This window comes from Aeromonas salmonicida subsp. salmonicida, assembly GCF_001643305.1.
Classification (GTDB): Bacteria; Pseudomonadota; Gammaproteobacteria; order Enterobacterales; family Aeromonadaceae; genus Aeromonas; species Aeromonas salmonicida.
Window position 1 is genome coordinate 1 of record NZ_LSGW01000119.1, and the last position, 18,536, is coordinate 18,536.

Genomic DNA, 18,536 nt, shown 5'->3' on the forward strand with positions numbered 1-18,536 from the left:
ATCGAACTGCCGGAAGGCGTTGAAATGGTAATGCCAGGCGACAACATCAAAATGGTTGTTACCCTGATTGCGCCGATCGCAATGGACGACGGCCTGCGTTTCGCTATCCGTGAAGGTGGCCGTACCGTAGGTGCCGGTGTTGTAGCCAGCGTGATTGCTTAATCTTTGGCTTACATAAATAAAGCAAAGCCCCTATAATAGGGGCTTTCTTATGTAGGGGCGTAGTTCGAATTGGTAGAACAGCGGTCTCCAAAACCGATGGTTGCGGGTTCGAGTCCTGCCGCCCCTGCCATATACCTCGTCTCGTACGGGGCTTTTGTGTCTTTGGTTACGTCAGATACAGGTGGGTTGTATGAGTGTTAGTTCTGAGAGCCAGGGCGGAAGCAAGGATACCCTGCTTTGGGGCCTGGTTTTCATCATCCTGGCGGCCGCTGTAGTGGGTAATTACCTGCTCAACGATGTTGTCGCTGCCGTCCGCGCCCTGGGTGTGGTCGTTGTCATTGCTGCTGCTGGTGCAGTAGCCCTGCAAACCACCAAGGGAAAGGCGACACTGGCATTTGCCCGTGAGTCTCGCCTGGAAGTCCGCAAGGTCGTATGGCCGACCCGTCAGGAAGCCATTCAGACAACCCTGATTGTGCTGGCGGTGACTGCCGTGATGGGGCTGTTGCTGTTCATGCTGGACGGTGCCTTGGTCTGGTTGGTCAACTTGATTACCGGAGTGTAAGGATAAGCCATGACTGAACAACGTGAACAACGTATGAGATGGTATGTCGTGCAGGCATTCTCCGGCTATGAAGGTCGGGTAGCTAAATCCCTGCGTGAACATATCAAGATGCATGGCATGGAAGACATGTTCGGTGAAGTACTGGTCCCGACTGAAGAAGTAGTCGAGATGCGTGCTGGCCAGAAGCGCAAGAGTGAGCGCAAATTTTTCCCGGGCTACGTGCTGGTTCAGATGCTCATGGATGAAACCACATGGCACTTGGTGCGTAACGTACCGCGTGTGATGGGCTTCATTGGTGGCACCTCTGATCGCCCGGCTCCTATCTCTGATAAGGAAGCCGATGCGATCCTGAACCGCCTGCAAGATGCCCACGACAAGCCGCGCCCGAAAACCCTGTTTGAACCGGGTGAAATGGTGCGAGTTGCCGATGGTCCGTTCGCCGACTTCAACGGTACCGTTGAAGAGGTGGACTACGAGAAGAGCCGCGTGAAGGTCTCTGTTTTGATCTTCGGTCGCTCAACGCCGGTAGAACTGGATTTTGGTCAGGTCGAAAAGGGCTGATTAAACTCTGTACGTTAACGGTTGTCAGGGGCAGCGAATGTCACTATAATTCGCTGCCCCTTTATTAGTTGGGGAGCCGTTTGCAGGAGCATGTCTCCGAGGCGCTAGAACCCATTTCTGAGGTATTTTTCTAATGGCTAAGAAAGTCACAGCTTATATCAAGCTGCAAGTTAAGGCTGGCAGTGCTAACCCCAGCCCTCCCGTTGGTCCTGCTCTGGGTCAGCACGGTGTTAACATCATGGAATTCTGTAAGGCGTTCAACGCTCGTACAGAGAAGCTGGAAAAAGGCTCACCGACTCCGGTCGTGATCACCGTTTACAGCGACCGTTCCTTCACCTTCGAAACCAAGACTCCGCCTGCTGCCTTCCTGTTGAAGAAAGCTGCCGGTATCCAGTCTGGTTCAGCCAAGCCGAACAAAGACAAGGTTGGTAAGGTGACTGTTGCCCAGCTGCAAGAAATCGCCAAGACCAAAGAGCCGGATATGACCGGTGCCGATCTGGATGCAAAAGTACGTTGCATCGCAGGCTCCGCTCGTTCCATGGGCCTGGTAGTGGAGGATTAAGACAATGGCAAAACTTTCCAAGCGTATGCGCGTTATTCGCGAAAAAGTTGACGGTACCAAAGAGTACTCCATCAACGAAGCCATTGCCCTGCTGAAAGAACTGGCTACTGCCAAGTTCGTTGAGAGCGTTGACGTTGCTGTCAACCTGGGTATCGATGCTCGTAAATCTGACCAAAACGTTCGTGGCGCTACTGTACTGCCGCACGGTACCGGTCGCGATGTACGTGTTGCCGTATTTACCCAGGGTGCCAACGCCGAAGCTGCCAAAGCTGCCGGTGCTGAACTGGTTGGTATGGATGACCTGGCCGATCTGGTCAAGAAAGGCGAGATGAACTTCGACGTCGTGATCGCATCCCCGGATGCCATGCGCGTTGTTGGTCAACTGGGTCAAATCCTGGGCCCGCGTGGTCTGATGCCGAACCCGAAAGTCGGTACTGTAACCCCGAACGTTGCTGAAGCTGTGAAGAATGCCAAAGCCGGTCAGGTTCGTTACCGTAATGACAAGAATGGTATCATCCATACCACTCTGGGTAAGGTTTCTTTCGACGAAGTTCAGCTGAAAGAAAACTTGGAATCACTGCTGGTTGCCCTGAAAAAGGCTAAGCCGTCTTCCGCCAAAGGTATCTTCATCAAGAAAGTCAGCATCTCCACCACCATGGGTGCCGGTGTTGCTGTAGACCAAGCTTCTCTGGAAGCTCAGGGCTAATTGATGGATTTTACAAGGCGCAAAATTTAATCTATAATTTTGCGCCTTGATTGGTTGGGGGCTTCGACCTCCGTCCAAGACCGCAGGAGGCTGCAAAGCCTTAATCCTTCCTGCGTAGACGGTGCCGGAAACCCAGCGAGAAAGATTCTTTCTCTTCTGGAATCCTGCTACCGCATCGTTCCCCTCTGTTGTGAAGGTAGGGGGGATGTGTCAGTACTGAGTCATGAGACTCAGATTCAATCCAGGAGTTAAGCCAATGGCATTGGGACTCGAAGACAAAAAGGCAATTGTTGCTGAAGTCAACGAAGCTGCCAAAGGCGCCCTGTCCGCAGTTGTAGCCGATTCTCGCGGCGTCACTGTAGACAAGATGACCGTCCTGCGTAAAACCGCTCGTGAAGCCGGTGTGTACATGCGCGTTGTGCGTAACACCCTGCTGCGTCGCGCGGTTGAAGGTACCGAATTCGCGTGCCTGAACGACGTATTGACTGGTCCTACCTTGATTGCTTTCTCCAACGAACACCCGGGCGCTGCTGCTCGTCTGTTCAAAGAGTTTGCCAAAGCGAACCAAAAGTTCGAAATCAAGGCCGGCGCTTTTAACGGTGAGTTTATCGCCGCAGCACAAATTGATCGTCTGGCCACGCTGCCGACTTACGACGAAGCAATTGCGAAGTTGATGGCGACTATGAAAGAAGCCTCTGCTGGCAAGCTGGTTCGTACCATCGCTGCTGTGCGTGATCAGAAACAAGCTGCTGCTTGATTCTCGCCTATTTAGGCTGTTTGAGTTTATTCAACATCAGGAATTTTTGTCATGTCTATCACTAAAGACCAAATCATCGAAGCCGTTGCTTCCATGTCCGTAATGGAAGTTGTTGAGCTGATCGAAGCTATGGAAGAGAAGTTCGGTGTTTCTGCCGCTGTTGCTGTTGCTGCCGGTCCGGCTGCTGAAGCAGTAGAAGAGAAAACCGAGTTCGACGTAGTTCTGACTGCTGCTGGCGCCAACAAAGTTGCCGTCATCAAGGCCGTTCGTGCCGCTACCGGTCTGGGCCTGAAAGAAGCCAAGGACCTGGTAGAAGCCGCTCCTGCCAACCTGAAAGAAGCCATCTCCAAAGATGAAGCTGAAACTCTGAAGAAGCAGCTTGAAGAAGCTGGTGCTTCTGTTGAGATCAAATAATCTGCATTTATGTAGATTAGCCTGATAAAACAGGCTAGGGCTGGTGAATATTTGTTCACCAGCCTTTTTGCGCTGTAGACTGAGAGCATTTCACACCGTTTACGACTCTCGGTGCACCAGCAATCCGGACCGTATCATCGTCCGGGCCAACACAAAACGGTGTTGAGACAGAGCTGTCCCGCGGGACAGAGTGGGTCACTTATCAGCGAGCTGAGGAACCCTATGGTTTACTCTTATACCGAAAAAAAACGCATTCGTAAGGACTTCGGTAAGCGAGACCAGGTACTGGACACGCCTTATCTGTTGTCCATTCAGCTGGACTCCTTCAAGCAGTTCATCGAGGCTGACCCGGAAGGTGAATATGGCCTAGAGGCCGCTTTCCGTAGCGTTTTCCCGATCACCAGTTACTCCGGTAGTGCTGAGCTTCAGTATGTCAGCTATCGCCTGGGTGAGCCGGTATTTGACGTAAAAGAATGCCAGATCCGTGGAGTGACCTACTCCGCGCCGCTGCGTGTCAAGCTTCGTATGGTTCTGTACGATCGTGAAGCAGCTGCCGGCACCGTCAAAGACATCAAGGAACAAGAAGTATACATGGGCGAAATTCCGCTCATGACCGAGAACGGCACCTTTGTTATCAATGGTACCGAGCGGGTAATCGTTTCCCAGCTGCACCGTAGCCCGGGCGTCTTCTTCGACCACGATAAAGGCAAAACTCATTCATCCGGTAAGGTGCTGTATAACGCCCGCGTTATCCCCTACCGTGGTTCCTGGCTGGACTTCGAGTTCGATGCAAAAGACAACCTGTTTGTCCGTATCGACCGTCGTCGTAAATTGCCGGCTTCCATTATTCTGCGCGCCCTGGACTTCAGTTCCGAAGAAATCCTGGCCAACTTCTTCGAGACCATAGGTTTTGAAGTAAAAGATGGCAAGTTGATGATGGATCTGGTGCCGGAGCGCCTGCGTGGTGAAACTGCGACCTTTGACATCGTGGCCAATGGCGCCGTGGTGGTTGAGACCGGTCGTCGTGTGACTGCGCGTCACATCCGTCAGTTGGAAAAAGATGCCGTTACCCAGATTGAGGTACCGGTTGAGTATGTTGTTGGCAAAGTTGCTGCCAAGAACTACACGCATCCGCAAACTGGCGAAATGGTTGTGACTGCCAACCAGGCATTGAGCCTGGAAGCGGTTGCCAACCTGTCCCAAGCCGGCTTCAAGCACTTCGAGGTTCTGTTCACCAACGAACTGGATCACGGTGCCTACATGTCCGAGACCCTGCGTATCGACTCCAGCTCCAGCCGTTTGGAAGCCCTGGTCGAAATTTATCGCATGATGCGTCCGGGCGAGCCGCCCACCCGTGAAGCAGCAGAACAGCTGTTCGAGAACCTGTTCTTCTCTTCCGAGCGTTACGACCTGTCTACCGTAGGTCGGATGAAGTTCAACCGTCGTCTGTCCCGTGAAGATGAGACCGGCGCTGGCACTCTGACCAAAGACGACATCGTCGAAGTCATGAAGCGCCTGATCGACATCCGTAACGGCAATGACGAAGTGGACGATATCGACCACCTGGGTAACCGTCGTATCCGTTCTGTCGGTGAAATGGCTGAAAACCAGTTCCGTGTCGGTCTGGTGCGTGTCGAGCGTGCGGTCAAGGAGCGTCTCTCCCTGGGCGACCTGGACACTCTGATGCCGCAGGATCTGATCAACGCCAAGCCGATCTCCGCCGCAGTCAAAGAGTTCTTTGGTTCCAGCCAGCTGTCTCAGTTCATGGACCAAAACAACCCGCTGTCCGAAGTCACCCACAAGCGCCGTATCTCTGCGCTGGGCCCGGGCGGTTTGACCCGTGAGCGTGCCGGTTTTGAAGTTCGAGATGTGCACCCGACTCACTACGGTCGTCTGTGCCCTATCGAGACGCCTGAAGGTCCGAACATCGGTCTGATCAACTCTCTGTCCGTGTACTCTCGTACCAACGAGTATGGTTTCCTCGAGACACCGTACCGTAAAGTCATTGACGGTGTGATCACCGACGAAGTGGACTATCTGTCTGCTATTGAAGAAGGCAAGTACGTGATCGCACAGGCTAACGCCGCGACCACCGAAGATGGCCGTCTGAAAGATGAATTGATCCCGTGCCGCCACAAAGGTGAATCCACCTTTATGAACGCCGATCAGATCCAGTATATGGACGTGAGCCCGCAGCAGATCGTATCTGTGGCAGCCGCTCTGATCCCCTTCCTGGAGCACGATGATGCTAACCGAGCCCTGATGGGTTCGAACATGCAACGTCAGGCCGTACCGACTCTGCGTGCTGACAAGCCGCTGGTAGGTACCGGTATGGAACGCGCCGTGGCCGTTGACTCCGGTGTAACCGTAGTGGCCAAGCGTGGCGGCATGATCGACTACGTCGATGCCTCCCGTATCGTTATCAAGGTCAACGAAGATGAGTTGCTGCCAGGCGAAGCCGGCATCGACATCTACAGCCTGACCAAGTACACCCGTTCCAACCAGAACACCTGTATCAACCAGCGTCCTTGCGTGATGTTGGGTGAGCCGGTCATGGCCGGTGACGTGGTTGCTGACGGCCCGTCTACCGATCTGGGCGAACTGGCGCTGGGCCAAAACCTGCGCGTCGCGTTCATGCCATGGAACGGTTACAACTTTGAAGACTCGATTCTGGTGAATGAGCGTGTTGTTCAGGAAGATCGCCTGACCACCATCCATATCCAGGAACTGGCCTGTATCTCCCGTGACACCAAGCTGGGTCCGGAAGAGATCACTGCCGACATCCCGAACGTGGGTGAAGCCGCTCTGTCCAAGCTGGACGAGTCCGGTATCGTCTACGTGGGTGCCGAAGTGAAGGGCGGCGACATTCTGGTCGGCAAGGTAACACCGAAAGGTGAAACCCAGCTGACGCCGGAAGAGAAGCTGCTACGCGCCATCTTCGGTGAGAAGGCCTCCGATGTGAAGGACTCCTCCCTGCGTGTGCCGAACGGTGTGTACGGTACCGTGGTTGACGTGCAAGTCTTTACCCGCGATGGCGTGGAAAAAGACAAGCGCGCCAAAGAAATCGAAGAGATGCAGCTGAAGGAAGCGAAGAAGGACTTGACCGAAGAGTTCAAGATTCTGGAAGACGGCATTTTCGGCCGCTCCCGCAACCTGCTGCTGGCCGCCGGTTACAGCGAAGATCGTCTGAACAAGCTGGATCGTACCAAGTGGTTTGAATTGGCCATCGAAGATGAAGCCAAGCAGATCGAGCTGGAACAGATCGCCGAACAGCACATCGAGCTGAAAGCCGACTTCGACAAGAAGTTCGAGAACAAGCGTCGCAAGATTATCCAGGGTGATGATCTGGCGCCGGGCGTACTGAAAATCGTCAAGGTTTACCTGGCAGTCAAGCGTCGCATCCAACCGGGTGACAAGATGGCAGGCCGTCACGGTAACAAGGGTGTTATCTCCAAGATCTGCCCGGTCGAGGATATGCCTCATGACGAATACGGCCGTCCGGTCGACATCGTACTGAACCCCTTGGGCGTACCGTCCCGTATGAACATCGGTCAGATCCTCGAAGTACACCTGGGCCTTGCTGCCAAGGGTATCGGCGAGAAGATCGACCGCATGATCAAGGAACAGCGCGCGTTGCACGAGATGCGTGACTTCCTGCAACAGGTCTATGACCTGGGCGAGAAAGACACCAAGCAAGTGGACATAGCCGAGCTGTCTGACGACGACGTACGTACCCTGGTGGGTAACCTGCGCAAGGGTCTGCCGGTCGCTACACCTGTCTTTGATGGTGCCAAAGAGCACGAAATCAAAGCCTTGCTGAAGCTGGCCGATCTGCCGGAATCCGGTCAGATCTCCCTGTTCGACGGTCGTACCGGCAACGTCTTCGAGCGTAAGGTCACCGTGGGTTACATGTACATGCTGAAGCTGAACCACTTGGTCGATGACAAGATGCATGCGCGTTCTACCGGTTCTTACAGCCTGGTTACCCAGCAACCGCTGGGTGGTAAGGCGCAGTTCGGTGGTCAGCGTTTCGGTGAGATGGAAGTGTGGGCCCTGGAGGCTTACGGTGCGGCATATACCCTGCAGGAAATGCTGACCGTCAAGTCTGACGATGTGAATGGCCGTACCAAGATGTACAAAAACATCGTGGATGGCGACCACCGTATGGAGCCGGGCATGCCCGAATCCTTCAACGTACTGTTGAAGGAAATCCGCTCTCTGGGTATCAACATCGAGCTGGACGAAGAGTAAGAGCTCGCTCTTATTGTTCGAGAATTGACGTGGGCGCCCCGCTGCTTTGGCAGTAGGGGCGCCGAGGTTAGACTCCTGACAGGGGAAACACGTGAAAGACTTACTCAAGTTTTTGAAGGCTCAGACCAAGACCGAAGAGTTTGACAGTATTAAGATCGGTCTGGCCTCTCCTGACATGATCCGCTCCTGGTCATTCGGTGAGGTCAAAAAGCCTGAGACCATCAACTACCGGACTTTCAAGCCGGAACGTGATGGTCTGTTCTGTGCCCGTATCTTCGGACCGGTGAAGGACTACGAGTGTCTGTGCGGCAAGTACAAGCGCCTGAAACACCGTGGTGTGATCTGCGAGAAGTGTGGCGTAGAAGTGACCCAGACCAAGGTCCGTCGCGAGCGTATGGGCCATATCGAGCTGGCCAGCCCGACTGCCCACATCTGGTTCCTGAAGTCCCTGCCGTCCCGTATCGGTTTGCTGCTGGACATGACCCTGCGTGACATCGAGCGCGTGCTGTATTTCGAATCCTATGTAGTGATCGAACCCGGCATGACCAACCTCGAGCGCAGCCAGATGCTCTCCGAAGAGAACTATCTGGACGCACTGGAAGAGTGGGGCGACGAATTTGACGCCAAGATGGGTGCCGAAGCAATCCTTGCATTGCTGCGTGCCATCGATCTGGAAGGTGAAGTCAAGACCATGCGTGAGGAGCTGGATCAGACCAACTCCGAAACCAAGCGCAAGAAGACCACCAAGCGTCTGAAGCTGATGGAAGCCTTCCTGCAGTCCGGCAACAAGCCGGAGTGGATGATCATGACAGTGCTGCCTGTGTTGCCGCCGGACCTGCGTCCGCTGGTACCGCTGGACGGCGGCCGTTTCGCGACTTCCGATCTGAACGATCTGTATCGTCGCGTGATCAACCGTAACAACCGCTTGAAGCGTCTGCTGGACCTGGCTGCACCGGACATCATAGTGCGCAACGAAAAGCGCATGCTGCAAGAATCCGTGGATGCCCTGCTGGACAACGGCCGTCGTGGTCGTGCCATCACAGGTTCCAACAAGCGTCCGCTGAAATCCTTGGCCGATATGATCAAGGGTAAGCAAGGTCGTTTCCGTCAAAACCTGCTGGGCAAGCGCGTCGACTACTCTGGTCGTTCCGTTATCACCGTAGGTCCGACCCTGCGTCTGCATCAGTGCGGTCTGCCGAAGAAGATGGCGCTGGAACTGTTCAAGCCGTTCATCTATGGCAAGCTGGAATCCCGCGGTCTGGCGACCACTATCAAGGCCGCCAAGAAGATGGTGGAGCGTGAAGAAGCTGTCGTTTGGGATATCCTGGACGAAGTGATCCGCGAACACCCGGTTCTGCTGAACCGTGCACCGACCCTGCACCGTCTGGGTATCCAGGCGTTTGAACCGACCCTGATCGAAGGCAAGGCTATCCAGCTGCACCCGCTCGTTTGTGCCGCCTATAACGCGGACTTCGATGGTGACCAGATGGCGGTCCACGTACCGCTGACCCTGGAAGCCCAGCTGGAAGCGCGTGCGCTGATGATGTCTACCAACAACATCCTGTCGCCTGCCTCCGGTGAGCCGATCATTGTTCCTTCCCAGGACGTGGTCTTGGGTCTGTACTACATGACCCGTGCCCGTATCAACGCCAAGGGCGAAGGTATGGTGCTGGCCGGCCCGAAAGAGGCCGAGAAGGTATATCGCGCCGGTCTGGCCGATCTGCATGCTCGCGTCAAAGTACGTATCACCGAATATCTCCGTCAGGCAGATGATTCGCTGGTAGAGCGTACCGAGCTGAAGAACACCACTGTTGGTCGTGCGATCCTGAGCCTGATCCTGCCGAAAGGCATGGAATATGCCCTGATCGATGAGCCCAAGGTGCTGACTGCTGCAGAGCAGGCCGATCTGGATGCCAATCCGCAGAACTGGATCAAGAGTGTTTCCAACAAGGCGTTGGGTAAAAAGCTCATTTCCCGTCTGCTGAACACCTGCTATCGCAAGCAGGGCCTGAAGGACACCGTTATCTTCGCTGACCAGCTGATGTATACCGGTTTCCATTATGCGGCCCTGTCCGGTGCGTCCGTTGGTATCGATGACATGGTCATCCCGGATGCCAAGAAAGACATCATCGCCGCTGCCGAAGCCGAAGTTGCCGAGATCCAGGACCAGTTCCTGTCCGGTCTGGTGACCGCGGGCGAACGCTACAACAAGGTTATCGATATCTGGGCCAGCGCCAACGAGCGCGTCTCCAAGGCCATGATGGAGAACTTGTCCAAAGAGCGTGATGTCAACTCTCTGGGTGAAGAAGAAGAGCAAGCGTCGTTCAACAGCATCTTTATGATGGCCGACTCTGGTGCGCGGGGTTCCGCAGCCCAGATCCGTCAGCTGGCCGGTATGCGTGGCCTGATGGCCAAGCCGGATGGCTCCATCATCGAGACCCCTATCGTGGCTAACTTCCGCGAAGGTCTGAACGTACTGCAGTACTTTATCTCCACTCACGGTGCCCGTAAGGGTCTGGCGGATACCGCACTGAAGACGGCTAACTCCGGTTACCTGACTCGTCGTCTGGTTGACGTGGCACAAGACATGGTGATCACCGAGGACGATTGCGGCACTGTTGAAGGTCTGTGGATGACTCCGCTGATCGAAGGTGGTGACGTGGTCGAGCCGCTGCGTGAGCGCGTACTGGGCCGTGTGGTTGCCGATGACGTGATCAAGCCGGGTACTGAAGACGAAATTCTGGTAGCGCGCAACACCCTGCTCGACGAGCAGCTGTGTGACCTGCTGGAACGCAACTCCGTTGACCGAGTGAAGGTACGTTCTGCCATCACTTGTGAAACTGACTTCGGTAACTGTGCTCACTGCTACGGCCGTGATCTGGCCCGTGGTCACCTGGTTAACAAGGGTGAGGCTGTCGGTGTTATCGCCGCCCAGTCCATCGGTGAACCGGGTACCCAGCTGACAATGCGTACTTTCCACATCGGTGGTGCCGCATCCCGAGCTGCTGCCGAGAGCAGCATCCAGGTCAAGAACACAGGTAGCATCAAGCTGCAGAACGCCAAGTTCGTTCACAACAGCGATGACAAACTGGTTATCACCTCCCGTTCTACCGAACTGACCATCATGGATGACATGGGCCGTACCAAGGAAAGCCACAAGCTGCCTTACGGTTCCGTGCTGGAAGTGAAAGATGGCCAGGCCGTGAGCGCCGGTGACACAGTTGCCAACTGGGATCCGCATACCCACCCGATCATCACTGAAGTGGCGGGTCGCCTCCAGTTCGAGCACATGATCGATGGCGTGACCATCACTCGTCAGACCGACGAGCTGACCGGTCTCTCCTCTATCGTCGTGCTGGATGTCAACGAACGTCCGAGCGCCGGTAAAGAGATGCGTCCGACCGTGAAGCTGGTCGACCAGAACGGCAAGGATGTCATGATCCCGGGTACCGACGTTGCCGCCCAGTACTTCCTGCCGGGCAAGGCGATCGTGAACCTGGAAGATGGTGCCAACGTGGGCGTGGGTGACGCGGTCGCGCGTATCCCGCAAGAGTCCAGTGGTACCAAGGACATCACCGGTGGTCTGCCGCGCGTTGCGGATCTGTTCGAAGCACGTCAACCGAAGGAACCGGCTATCCTGGCCGAGATCTCCGGTACCATCTCCTTCGGGAAAGAGACCAAGGGCAAACGCCGTCTGGTCATCACCCCGACTGATGGTGGCGACGTCTACGAGGAGATGATTCCGAAGTGGCGTAACCTGAACGTGTTCGAAGGTGAAAAAGTTGAGAAGGGTGAAGTGCTGGCAGACGGTCCTGAATCTGCTCACGACATCCTGCGTCTGCGCGGTATCAGCCCGGTCGCCAACTACATCGCCAACGAAGTGCAGGACGTTTACCGTCTGCAAGGCGTTAAGATCAACGACAAGCACATCGAAGTCATCGTTCGTCAGATGCTGCGTAAGTGCGAGATCCTGAGCGCTGGCGACACTGACCTTATCGAAGGCGAGCAGGTTGAAGTGGCTCGCGTGAAGATTGCCAACCGTAAGCTGGTTGCCGAGGGTAAGACTCCGGCCACCTTCCGTCATATCCTGATGGGTATTACCAAGGCATCCCTGAGCACCGAGTCCTTCATCTCCGCGGCTTCCTTCCAGGAAACCACTCGTGTTCTGACCGAAGCGGCCGTTGGCGGCAAGCGTGATGAACTGCGTGGCCTGAAAGAGAACGTGATCGTGGGTCGTCTGATCCCGGCTGGTACCGGCTTTGCCTACCACCATGCCCGGATCAACCAGCGTGCCGCCGCAGCCCGTGCTGTTGGTGTGCCGCAGGTGACTGCTGATGAAGCTCAGCAAAATCTGGCGGATCTGCTCAACGCATCCGGCAGCTTTGACGAAGAGTAATCTTCTGCTGCAGTGATCGAAAAGGGCTCCTTCAAGGGGCCCTTTTTATTGGCTGCTTTCTCGTCAAAGCCAGTCGCCACGCGGATATTCGGATGATCCAGAGCAAGGTTGGAGAGTAAAAAATCAAAAAAAGTTGACTTTGCCCCCCCGCAATTGAAAACTCGGGAAAGTTGAATGGTTATTACAGAGGTAGAACATGACTGTCGGTATCGAGGAAGTGATGCTTCCCGAAGAGCAACTGATCGGTCGCACTTTTACAGACGAAGACAGGGAATTGTTGCGCTCCTATGGAGGGCTTATCGAAGGCTTGGCCGAACTGTTCGGCAAGCACTGTGAAGTGGTTCTTCACTCCCTGGAAAATCTGCACGAGTCCGTGATCAAGATTGCCAACGGGTTCAATACGGGACGGAACGAGGGGGCCCCCATTACCGATCTCGCGCTGCGTATGCTCAAGGACATAGAGAATACCGGCCAGGATTACACCCAGAGTTATTTTGCCCGCAGCCGTACCGGTGCCCTGATGAAGTCGAGTACCATCGCTATCAGGAACAGTGACAAGCAGGTGATCGGTCTTATCTGCATCAACTTGCACATCAATGCGCCTTTTCACGAGTTTGTCGCCGAGTTTTTTCCGACGCCGCAACAAGTTGAGCGCCAGTCACCGGAGACGTTTGCCAACAGTGTGGAAGAGCTGGTTGCTCAGACGGTGGATAACACCATCGATGAGATCAACCGTGATCCGACCGTTGCCAACAATGCTAAAAACAGGTTTATCGTGACCCAGCTGTTCGAGAAGGGCATATTTGATATCAAGGACTCGATCAATCTGGTCGCCGACAAACTGAATATTTCCAAACATACCGTTTATCTGTACATCCGACAGCGCAAGCAGGGTGAAGACGAGAACGAGTAAGCGCCATAGAAGGGGATAGACAAGAATGGCTAAAGAAGTTATTGCAACCGACAAGGCACCAGCCGCAATTGGTCCGTATGTTCAGGCTACCAAACTGGGCGAGCTGGTCTTCACCTCCGGGCAGATCCCGCTTGATCCTGCCACCATGGAGATCGTGGCTGGCGGCGTCGAAGCGCAGGCCGAGCAGGTGATGAAGAACCTGGTTGCAGTATTGAAGGCGGCGGGTGCCGACACCAGCAAGGTGCTGAAGACCACCTGTTTCCTCAGCGACATGAACAACTTCGTTGCCTTTAACCAGGTTTATGCACGCTACTTTGGTGACTCGGCGCCGGCGCGCTCTTGTGTGGAAGTGGCCCGTCTGCCCAAAGATGTGCTGGTTGAAGTCGAAGCCATCGCTTACGTCTGATCCACGGCTGAATGAAGAGCCCCTCCCTGGAGGGGCTTTTTTGTCTTTGGCGTAGAATGGACAGAGACCTGCACAGGAGTCCGGATATGAGTCTGAGTTTCGCCCTGTTGGTGACGGGGCCAGCCTATGGCACCCAGTCGGCCAGCACCGCCTACCGTTTTGCCTTGAGCCTCATCGAACAAGGGCACCGGCTATCACACCTATTCTTCTATCAAGATGGGGTCTGCAATGGCAACGAACTGCACGCTCCCGCCTCCGATGAGAGCAACCTGGTGGCGCTGTGGCGTGAGTTGGCCATAGGGCAGGGGATACGTATCGATGTGTGCGTTGCCGCCGCCATGCGGCGTGGTGTGCTTGATGAGACTGAGGCGAAGGGGGCAGGCAAGGTGCAGTTCAACCTGCAGGCACCATTTTGCTTGAGTGGGCTGGGTCAGCTGGCCGAAGCCAGCCTGACCGCCGATCGCTTTGTCCAGTTCTAGGAGGGTGAGATGAACAAGATAGCTTTCATCTGCCGGCGTGGTCCCCATGGTACCGCCGCCGGACGGGAAGGACTGGATGCCTTGCTGGCGACCTCGGCGCTGACCGAGTCGCTCGCCATGTTCCTCATCGGTGACGGTGTCTTGCAGCTGGTCAGGGAGCAGCAGCCTCAAGCCATCTTGCAGCGCCACTATGCACCGACCTTCAAGCTGCTGGAGCTGTATGACATCGAGGAAGTCTATGTGTGTGCCGACTCGCTTGCCGAACGCGGTCTGACGATGGATGACCTGCTGATCCCTGCTGAGAGCCTCTCCCGTGCCGATATCTGCCGCCAGTGGGGCCAATGCGCTACCCATATCTGTTTTTGAGGTGACCATGATACAGCTGATACTGACGTCCCCCTTCCTGAGCCAAGATCTGGAACAGGCGCTCTGCTATCGCCAGCCGGATGATCTCTTGGTGCTTATGCAGGATGCCGTTATCGCGGCTACGGCCCCTCAATGGTGCGAGCGATTGGCAGATATTCCGCTCTATGTGATGCGAGAAGACTTGCAGGCGAGGGGATTGCAGCAGAGGATCGGGATGGATCTGGATCTGGATCTGGATATGGCCGGTCTGGTCGCGTTGATCGCGGAAAAAGGGTCTCCACAGACCTGGGGCGGCTAGCATCCATTTTTATCGATGAAGTTCAGTCAGTTATGACTCTTTACAAGGGATCCATTGTGCCCTTTTGCGGCACGGATTGTATAAATCTTGACTCCCTTGACAACAGGGCATAAAATTTCGCGTCCCCGTATCTGCGGGGAGGATTTTTCACATGTTTATGAAGTCATTATCAGGAGCCTTTTGATGGCAACTATTAACCAGTTGGTTCGCAAGCCACGCATCAAGCTCGTTGTTAAAAGCAACGTGCCTGCGCTGGAAGCGTGCCCTCAGAAGCGTGGCGTGTGCACTCGTGTATATACCACCACCCCGAAGAAGCCTAACTCTGCACTGCGTAAAGTATGCCGTGTACGTCTGACCAACGGCTTCGAAGTCACCTCCTATATCGGTGGTGAAGGTCACAACCTGCAAGAGCACTCCGTTGTGCTGATCCGTGGCGGTCGTGTAAAAGACTTGCCAGGTGTTCGTTACCACACCGTTCGTGGTGCGTTGGACTGTGCCGGTGTTAAAGACCGTAAGCAGGCTCGCTCCAAGTATGGCGTGAAGCGTCCGAAAGCTTAATGGTTCTCCGTTAAGTAAGGCCAAACGTTAATTCGTTTCTAGTTAGATAACTTTCTAGTTTTGGGTAACCCCTGAAGTTACGGAGAATTTGAAATGCCAAGACGTCGTGTTGTTGGTCAGCGTAAAATCCTGCCGGATCCCAAGTTCGGATCAGAGCTGCTGGCTAAATTTGTCAACGTAGTAATGGTTGACGGTAAGAAATCTGTTTCCGAAGCCATCGTATATGGCGCGCTGGACATCATTGCCACCAAATCTGGCAAAGATCACCTGGCCGTATTCGAAGAAGCCCTGGACAACATTCGTCCGGCCGTCGAGGTTAAATCTCGTCGTGTCGGTGGTGCAACCTATCAGGTGCCGGTAGAAGTTCGTCCGGTCCGTCGCAATGCCCTGGCAATGCGCTGGTTGGTTGACGCCGCTCGTAAACGTGGTGAAAAATCAATGGCTCAGCGTTTGGCTGGCGAGCTGCTGGATGCCGCTGACAATAAGGGTTCGTCTGTCAAGAAACGTGAAGACGTTCACCGTATGGCTGAAGCGAACAAGGCCTTCGCTCACTTCCGCTGGTAATCCGCTTGCGCAGGGTCTTGTGGCTCTGCGCACCTTCAGTTATCTAGGGGTCCGCTCCTAGTAAGAGGATGACAATGGCTCGTACAACCCCCATTGAGCGTTATCGTAATATCGGTATCTCCGCTCACATCGACGCCGGTAAGACTACTACTACCGAGCGCGTTCTGTTTTACACCGGTGTAAGTCACAAGATCGGTGAAGTTCACGATGGCGCCGCCACCATGGACTGGATGGAACAGGAACAAGAGCGTGGTATCACCATCACCTCCGCTGCGACCACCGCTTTCTGGTCCGGTATGGGTAAACAGTTCCAACCGCACCGTATCAACATCATCGATACCCCCGGCCACGTTGACTTTACTATCGAAGTAGAGCGTTCAATGCGTGTTCTGGACGGCGCCGTGATGGTGTACTGTGCCGTAGGTGGCGTACAGCCACAGTCTGAGACCGTATGGCGTCAGGCTAACAAATACAAAGTTCCCCGTATTGCGTTCGTCAACAAGATGGACCGTACCGGTGCGAACTATCTGCGCTGCGTTGAGCACATCAAGACCCGTCTGAAAGGTACCCCGGTTCCTCTGCAACTGAACATCGGTTCAGAAGAGAACTTCAAGGGCGTTATCGACCTGGTCAAGATGAAAGCCATCAACTGGAGCGAAGCTGACCAGGGCGTATCCTTCGATTACGAAGAGATCCCGGCCGAGCTGCTGGAACAGGCGCAAGAAATGCGCATGTCCCTGGTTGAAGCCGCTGCTGAAGCGTCTGAAGACCTGATGGAAAAATACCTGGGTGGTGAAGAACTGACCGAGGAAGAGATCAAGAAAGCTCTTCGTCTGCGCGTTCTGAACAACGAAATCATCCTGGTTACCTGTGGCTCCGCGTTCAAGAACAAGGGCGTACAGGCCATGCTGGATGCCGTGGTTGACTATCTGCCGGCTCCGACCGACGTAGCTGCCATCGACGGCCTGAAGCTGGACGGCGTTACCAAAGACGAGCGTCATGCATCTGATGACGAGCCGTTCGCTGCTCTGGCGTTCAAGATTGCCACCGACCCGTTCGTAGGCAACCTGACCTTCTTCCGCGTTTACTCCGGTGTGGTTAACTCCGGTGACTCAGTGCTGAACTCTGTCAAAGAGAAGCGCGAGCGTTTTGGCCGTATCGTTCAGATGCACGCCAACAAGCGTGAAGAGATAAAAGAAGTTCGCGCAGGCGATATCGCTGCCGCCATCGGTCTGAAAGACGTGACCACTGGTGACACCCTGTGTGACGAAAAATCACCGATCATCCTCGAGCGTATGGAATTCCCGGAGCCGGTAATCTCCATCGCGGTTGAGCCGAAAACCAAGGCTGACCAAGAGAAGATGGGTCTGGCACTCGGCCGTCTGGCGCAGGAAGATCCGTCTTTCCGCGTATGGACTGACGAAGAATCTGGCCAAACCATCATCGCCGGTATGGGTGAGCTGCACCTGGACATCATCGTTGACCGTATGCGTCGCGAGTTCAAGGTTGAAGCGAACGTAGGTAAGCCTCAGGTTGCCTACCGTGAAACCATCCGCGAAACCGTCAAGGATGTCGAAGGCAAGCACGCCAAGCAGTCTGGTGGTCGTGGTCAGTACGGTCACGTCGTTATCGACATGTACCCGCTGGAAGCCGGCAAAGCCTACGAGTTCGTTAACGACATCAAAGGCGGCGTGATTCCTGGTGAATACATCCCGGGTGTTGACAAGGGTATCCGTGAGCAGCTGAAATCCGGCCCGCTGGCAGGCTATCCGGTAATGGATCTGGGCGTGCGTCTGCACTTCGGTTCTTACCATGATGTCGACTCCTCCGAACTGGCGTTCAAAATCGCTGCTTCCATGGCCTTCAAGTCTGGTTACATGAAAGCCAATCCGGTACTGCTCGAACCGATCATGAAGGTCGAAGTTGAGACTCCGGAAGATTACATGGGCGACGTTATCGGTGACCTGAACCGTCGTCGTGGCCTGATCGAAGGTATGGAAGACGGCCCGTCCGGCAAGATCGTACGTGCCCTGGTGCCGCTGGCCGAAATGTTCGGTTATGCGACCGCACTGCGTTCCGCTACCCAAGGTCGTGCTTCCTACGCAATGGAATTCGCTAAGTACTCCGACGCCCCGAATAACGTGGCTCAGGCAGTTATCGAAGAGCGCAAATCCAAGTAATTTATGATTCCCCGCCTACGACGGTAGGCGGGTTTAACCTAGAAGGACTACGTCGTGTCTAAAGAAAAATTTGAGCGTAACAAACCGCACGTTAACGTCGGCACCATCGGCCACGTTGACCACGGTAAAACCACTCTGACCGCCGCCATCACCAACGTGCTGGCCAAGCACTTCGGTGGTAAAGCTTTCGCCTTCGACCAGATCGACAAGGCACCGGAAGAGCGTGAGCGTGGTATCACCATCAACACCTCCCACGTAGAATATGACACCGCCATCCGTCACTACGCGCACGTAGATTGCCCGGGTCACGCCGACTACGTTAAAAACATGATCACCGGTGCTGCCCAGATGGACGGCGCGATCCTGGTAGTAGCCGCGACCGACGGCCCGATGCCGCAAAC

General features: G+C 54.9%; 18 protein-coding genes and 1 tRNA gene. All 19 read left to right on the forward strand.

The features are described 5' to 3' along the window. On the forward strand, positions 1 to 162 hold a 162-nt coding region (locus tag AXW79_RS22610; RefSeq protein ID WP_080771121.1), incomplete at its 5' end, for an EF-Tu C-terminal domain-related protein. Positions 163 to 215: 53 nt separating this feature from the next. After that, a tRNA-Trp gene (locus tag AXW79_RS21735) sits at positions 216 to 292 on the forward strand. Positions 293 to 352: 60 nt separating this feature from the next. Then, positions 353 to 724 carry a preprotein translocase subunit SecE gene (gene secE, locus AXW79_RS21740; protein ID WP_005318552.1) on the forward strand — a complete coding sequence of 124 codons (372 nt, stop codon included), beginning with the start codon at positions 353 to 355 and terminating at the stop codon, positions 722 to 724. A gap of 9 nt (positions 725 to 733) precedes the next feature. Next, positions 734 to 1,285, forward strand: coding sequence for a transcription termination/antitermination protein NusG (nusG, locus tag AXW79_RS21745; RefSeq protein WP_005318554.1), 552 nt, complete (start codon positions 734 to 736; stop codon positions 1,283 to 1,285). Positions 1,286 to 1,418: 133 nt separating this feature from the next. Further along, a complete protein-coding gene (rplK, locus tag AXW79_RS21750) occupies positions 1,419 to 1,847 on the forward strand; it encodes a 50S ribosomal protein L11 (RefSeq protein WP_005318556.1) in 429 nt (142 codons plus the stop codon). A 4-nt stretch (positions 1,848 to 1,851) separates the two neighbouring features. Next, the gene (rplA, locus tag AXW79_RS21755; protein ID WP_005318560.1) at positions 1,852 to 2,553 is read left to right on the forward strand and encodes a 50S ribosomal protein L1; all 702 of its coding nucleotides are present in this window, start codon (positions 1,852 to 1,854) and stop codon (positions 2,551 to 2,553) included. Positions 2,554 to 2,809: 256 nt separating this feature from the next. Beyond that, complete coding sequence (gene rplJ, locus AXW79_RS21760) at positions 2,810 to 3,310, forward strand: 50S ribosomal protein L10 (protein ID WP_005318563.1); 501 nt, start codon at positions 2,810 to 2,812, stop codon at positions 3,308 to 3,310. Positions 3,311 to 3,361: 51 nt separating this feature from the next. Then, entirely contained in the window at positions 3,362 to 3,724 is a 363-nt protein-coding gene (rplL, locus tag AXW79_RS21765) for a 50S ribosomal protein L7/L12 (protein WP_005318565.1), read from the forward strand. 222 nt (positions 3,725 to 3,946) lie between these two features. Beyond that, the gene (gene rpoB / locus AXW79_RS21770; protein WP_005318568.1) at positions 3,947 to 7,975 is read left to right on the forward strand and encodes a DNA-directed RNA polymerase subunit beta; all 4,029 of its coding nucleotides are present in this window, start codon (positions 3,947 to 3,949) and stop codon (positions 7,973 to 7,975) included. 91 nt (positions 7,976 to 8,066) lie between these two features. Next, entirely contained in the window at positions 8,067 to 12,371 is a 4,305-nt protein-coding gene (gene rpoC, locus AXW79_RS21775; protein WP_005318570.1) for a DNA-directed RNA polymerase subunit beta', read from the forward strand. A gap of 196 nt (positions 12,372 to 12,567) precedes the next feature. Then, positions 12,568 to 13,284 (forward strand): helix-turn-helix transcriptional regulator, encoded by a 717-nt coding sequence (locus tag AXW79_RS21780; protein ID WP_005318572.1) that lies wholly within the window; start codon positions 12,568 to 12,570, stop codon positions 13,282 to 13,284. A 25-nt stretch (positions 13,285 to 13,309) separates the two neighbouring features. After that, entirely contained in the window at positions 13,310 to 13,690 is a 381-nt protein-coding gene (locus AXW79_RS21785; protein ID WP_005318574.1) for a RidA family protein, read from the forward strand. Between the two features lie 86 nt (positions 13,691 to 13,776). Beyond that, positions 13,777 to 14,169 (forward strand): sulfurtransferase complex subunit TusD, encoded by a 393-nt coding sequence (gene tusD, locus AXW79_RS21790; protein WP_005318576.1) that lies wholly within the window; start codon positions 13,777 to 13,779, stop codon positions 14,167 to 14,169. Positions 14,170 to 14,178: 9 nt separating this feature from the next. Further along, complete coding sequence (tusC, locus tag AXW79_RS21795; RefSeq protein WP_005318577.1) at positions 14,179 to 14,535, forward strand: sulfurtransferase complex subunit TusC; 357 nt, start codon at positions 14,179 to 14,181, stop codon at positions 14,533 to 14,535. Between the two features lie 7 nt (positions 14,536 to 14,542). Then, a complete protein-coding gene (gene tusB, locus AXW79_RS21800) occupies positions 14,543 to 14,833 on the forward strand; it encodes a sulfurtransferase complex subunit TusB (RefSeq protein ID WP_005318580.1) in 291 nt (96 codons plus the stop codon). Positions 14,834 to 15,016: 183 nt separating this feature from the next. Then, positions 15,017 to 15,391 (forward strand): 30S ribosomal protein S12, encoded by a 375-nt coding sequence (gene rpsL / locus AXW79_RS22615; protein ID WP_005306278.1) that lies wholly within the window; start codon positions 15,017 to 15,019, stop codon positions 15,389 to 15,391. A 93-nt stretch (positions 15,392 to 15,484) separates the two neighbouring features. Next, a complete protein-coding gene (gene rpsG, locus AXW79_RS21810; protein ID WP_005318583.1) occupies positions 15,485 to 15,955 on the forward strand; it encodes a 30S ribosomal protein S7 in 471 nt (156 codons plus the stop codon). A gap of 74 nt (positions 15,956 to 16,029) precedes the next feature. Then, a complete protein-coding gene (gene fusA / locus AXW79_RS21815; protein WP_005318585.1) occupies positions 16,030 to 18,135 on the forward strand; it encodes an elongation factor G in 2,106 nt (701 codons plus the stop codon). Positions 18,136 to 18,189: 54 nt separating this feature from the next. Then, positions 18,190 to 18,536, forward strand: a 347-nt coding sequence (locus tag AXW79_RS21820) for a GTP-binding protein (protein ID WP_193558846.1), incomplete at its 3' end; no start/stop codon positions are given.

Coding starts and splice junctions, on each gene's coding strand:
- tusB (WP_005318580.1), top strand. CDS start 14,543: ATGATACAGCTGATACTGACGTCCCCCTTCCTGAGCCAAGATCTGGAA.
- nusG (WP_005318554.1), top strand. CDS start 734: ATGACTGAACAACGTGAACAACGTATGAGATGGTATGTCGTGCAGGCA.
- tusD (WP_005318576.1), top strand. CDS start 13,777: ATGAGTCTGAGTTTCGCCCTGTTGGTGACGGGGCCAGCCTATGGCACC.
- rplA (WP_005318560.1), top strand. CDS start 1,852: ATGGCAAAACTTTCCAAGCGTATGCGCGTTATTCGCGAAAAAGTTGAC.
- rpsG (WP_005318583.1), top strand. CDS start 15,485: ATGCCAAGACGTCGTGTTGTTGGTCAGCGTAAAATCCTGCCGGATCCC.
- rplK (WP_005318556.1), top strand. CDS start 1,419: ATGGCTAAGAAAGTCACAGCTTATATCAAGCTGCAAGTTAAGGCTGGC.
- rpoB (WP_005318568.1), top strand. CDS start 3,947: ATGGTTTACTCTTATACCGAAAAAAAACGCATTCGTAAGGACTTCGGT.
- fusA (WP_005318585.1), top strand. CDS start 16,030: ATGGCTCGTACAACCCCCATTGAGCGTTATCGTAATATCGGTATCTCC.
- rplJ (WP_005318563.1), top strand. CDS start 2,810: ATGGCATTGGGACTCGAAGACAAAAAGGCAATTGTTGCTGAAGTCAAC.
- tusC (WP_005318577.1), top strand. CDS start 14,179: ATGAACAAGATAGCTTTCATCTGCCGGCGTGGTCCCCATGGTACCGCC.
- AXW79_RS21780 (WP_005318572.1), top strand. CDS start 12,568: ATGACTGTCGGTATCGAGGAAGTGATGCTTCCCGAAGAGCAACTGATC.
- secE (WP_005318552.1), top strand. CDS start 353: ATGAGTGTTAGTTCTGAGAGCCAGGGCGGAAGCAAGGATACCCTGCTT.
- rplL (WP_005318565.1), top strand. CDS start 3,362: ATGTCTATCACTAAAGACCAAATCATCGAAGCCGTTGCTTCCATGTCC.
- AXW79_RS21785 (WP_005318574.1), top strand. CDS start 13,310: ATGGCTAAAGAAGTTATTGCAACCGACAAGGCACCAGCCGCAATTGGT.
- rpsL (WP_005306278.1), top strand. CDS start 15,017: ATGGCAACTATTAACCAGTTGGTTCGCAAGCCACGCATCAAGCTCGTT.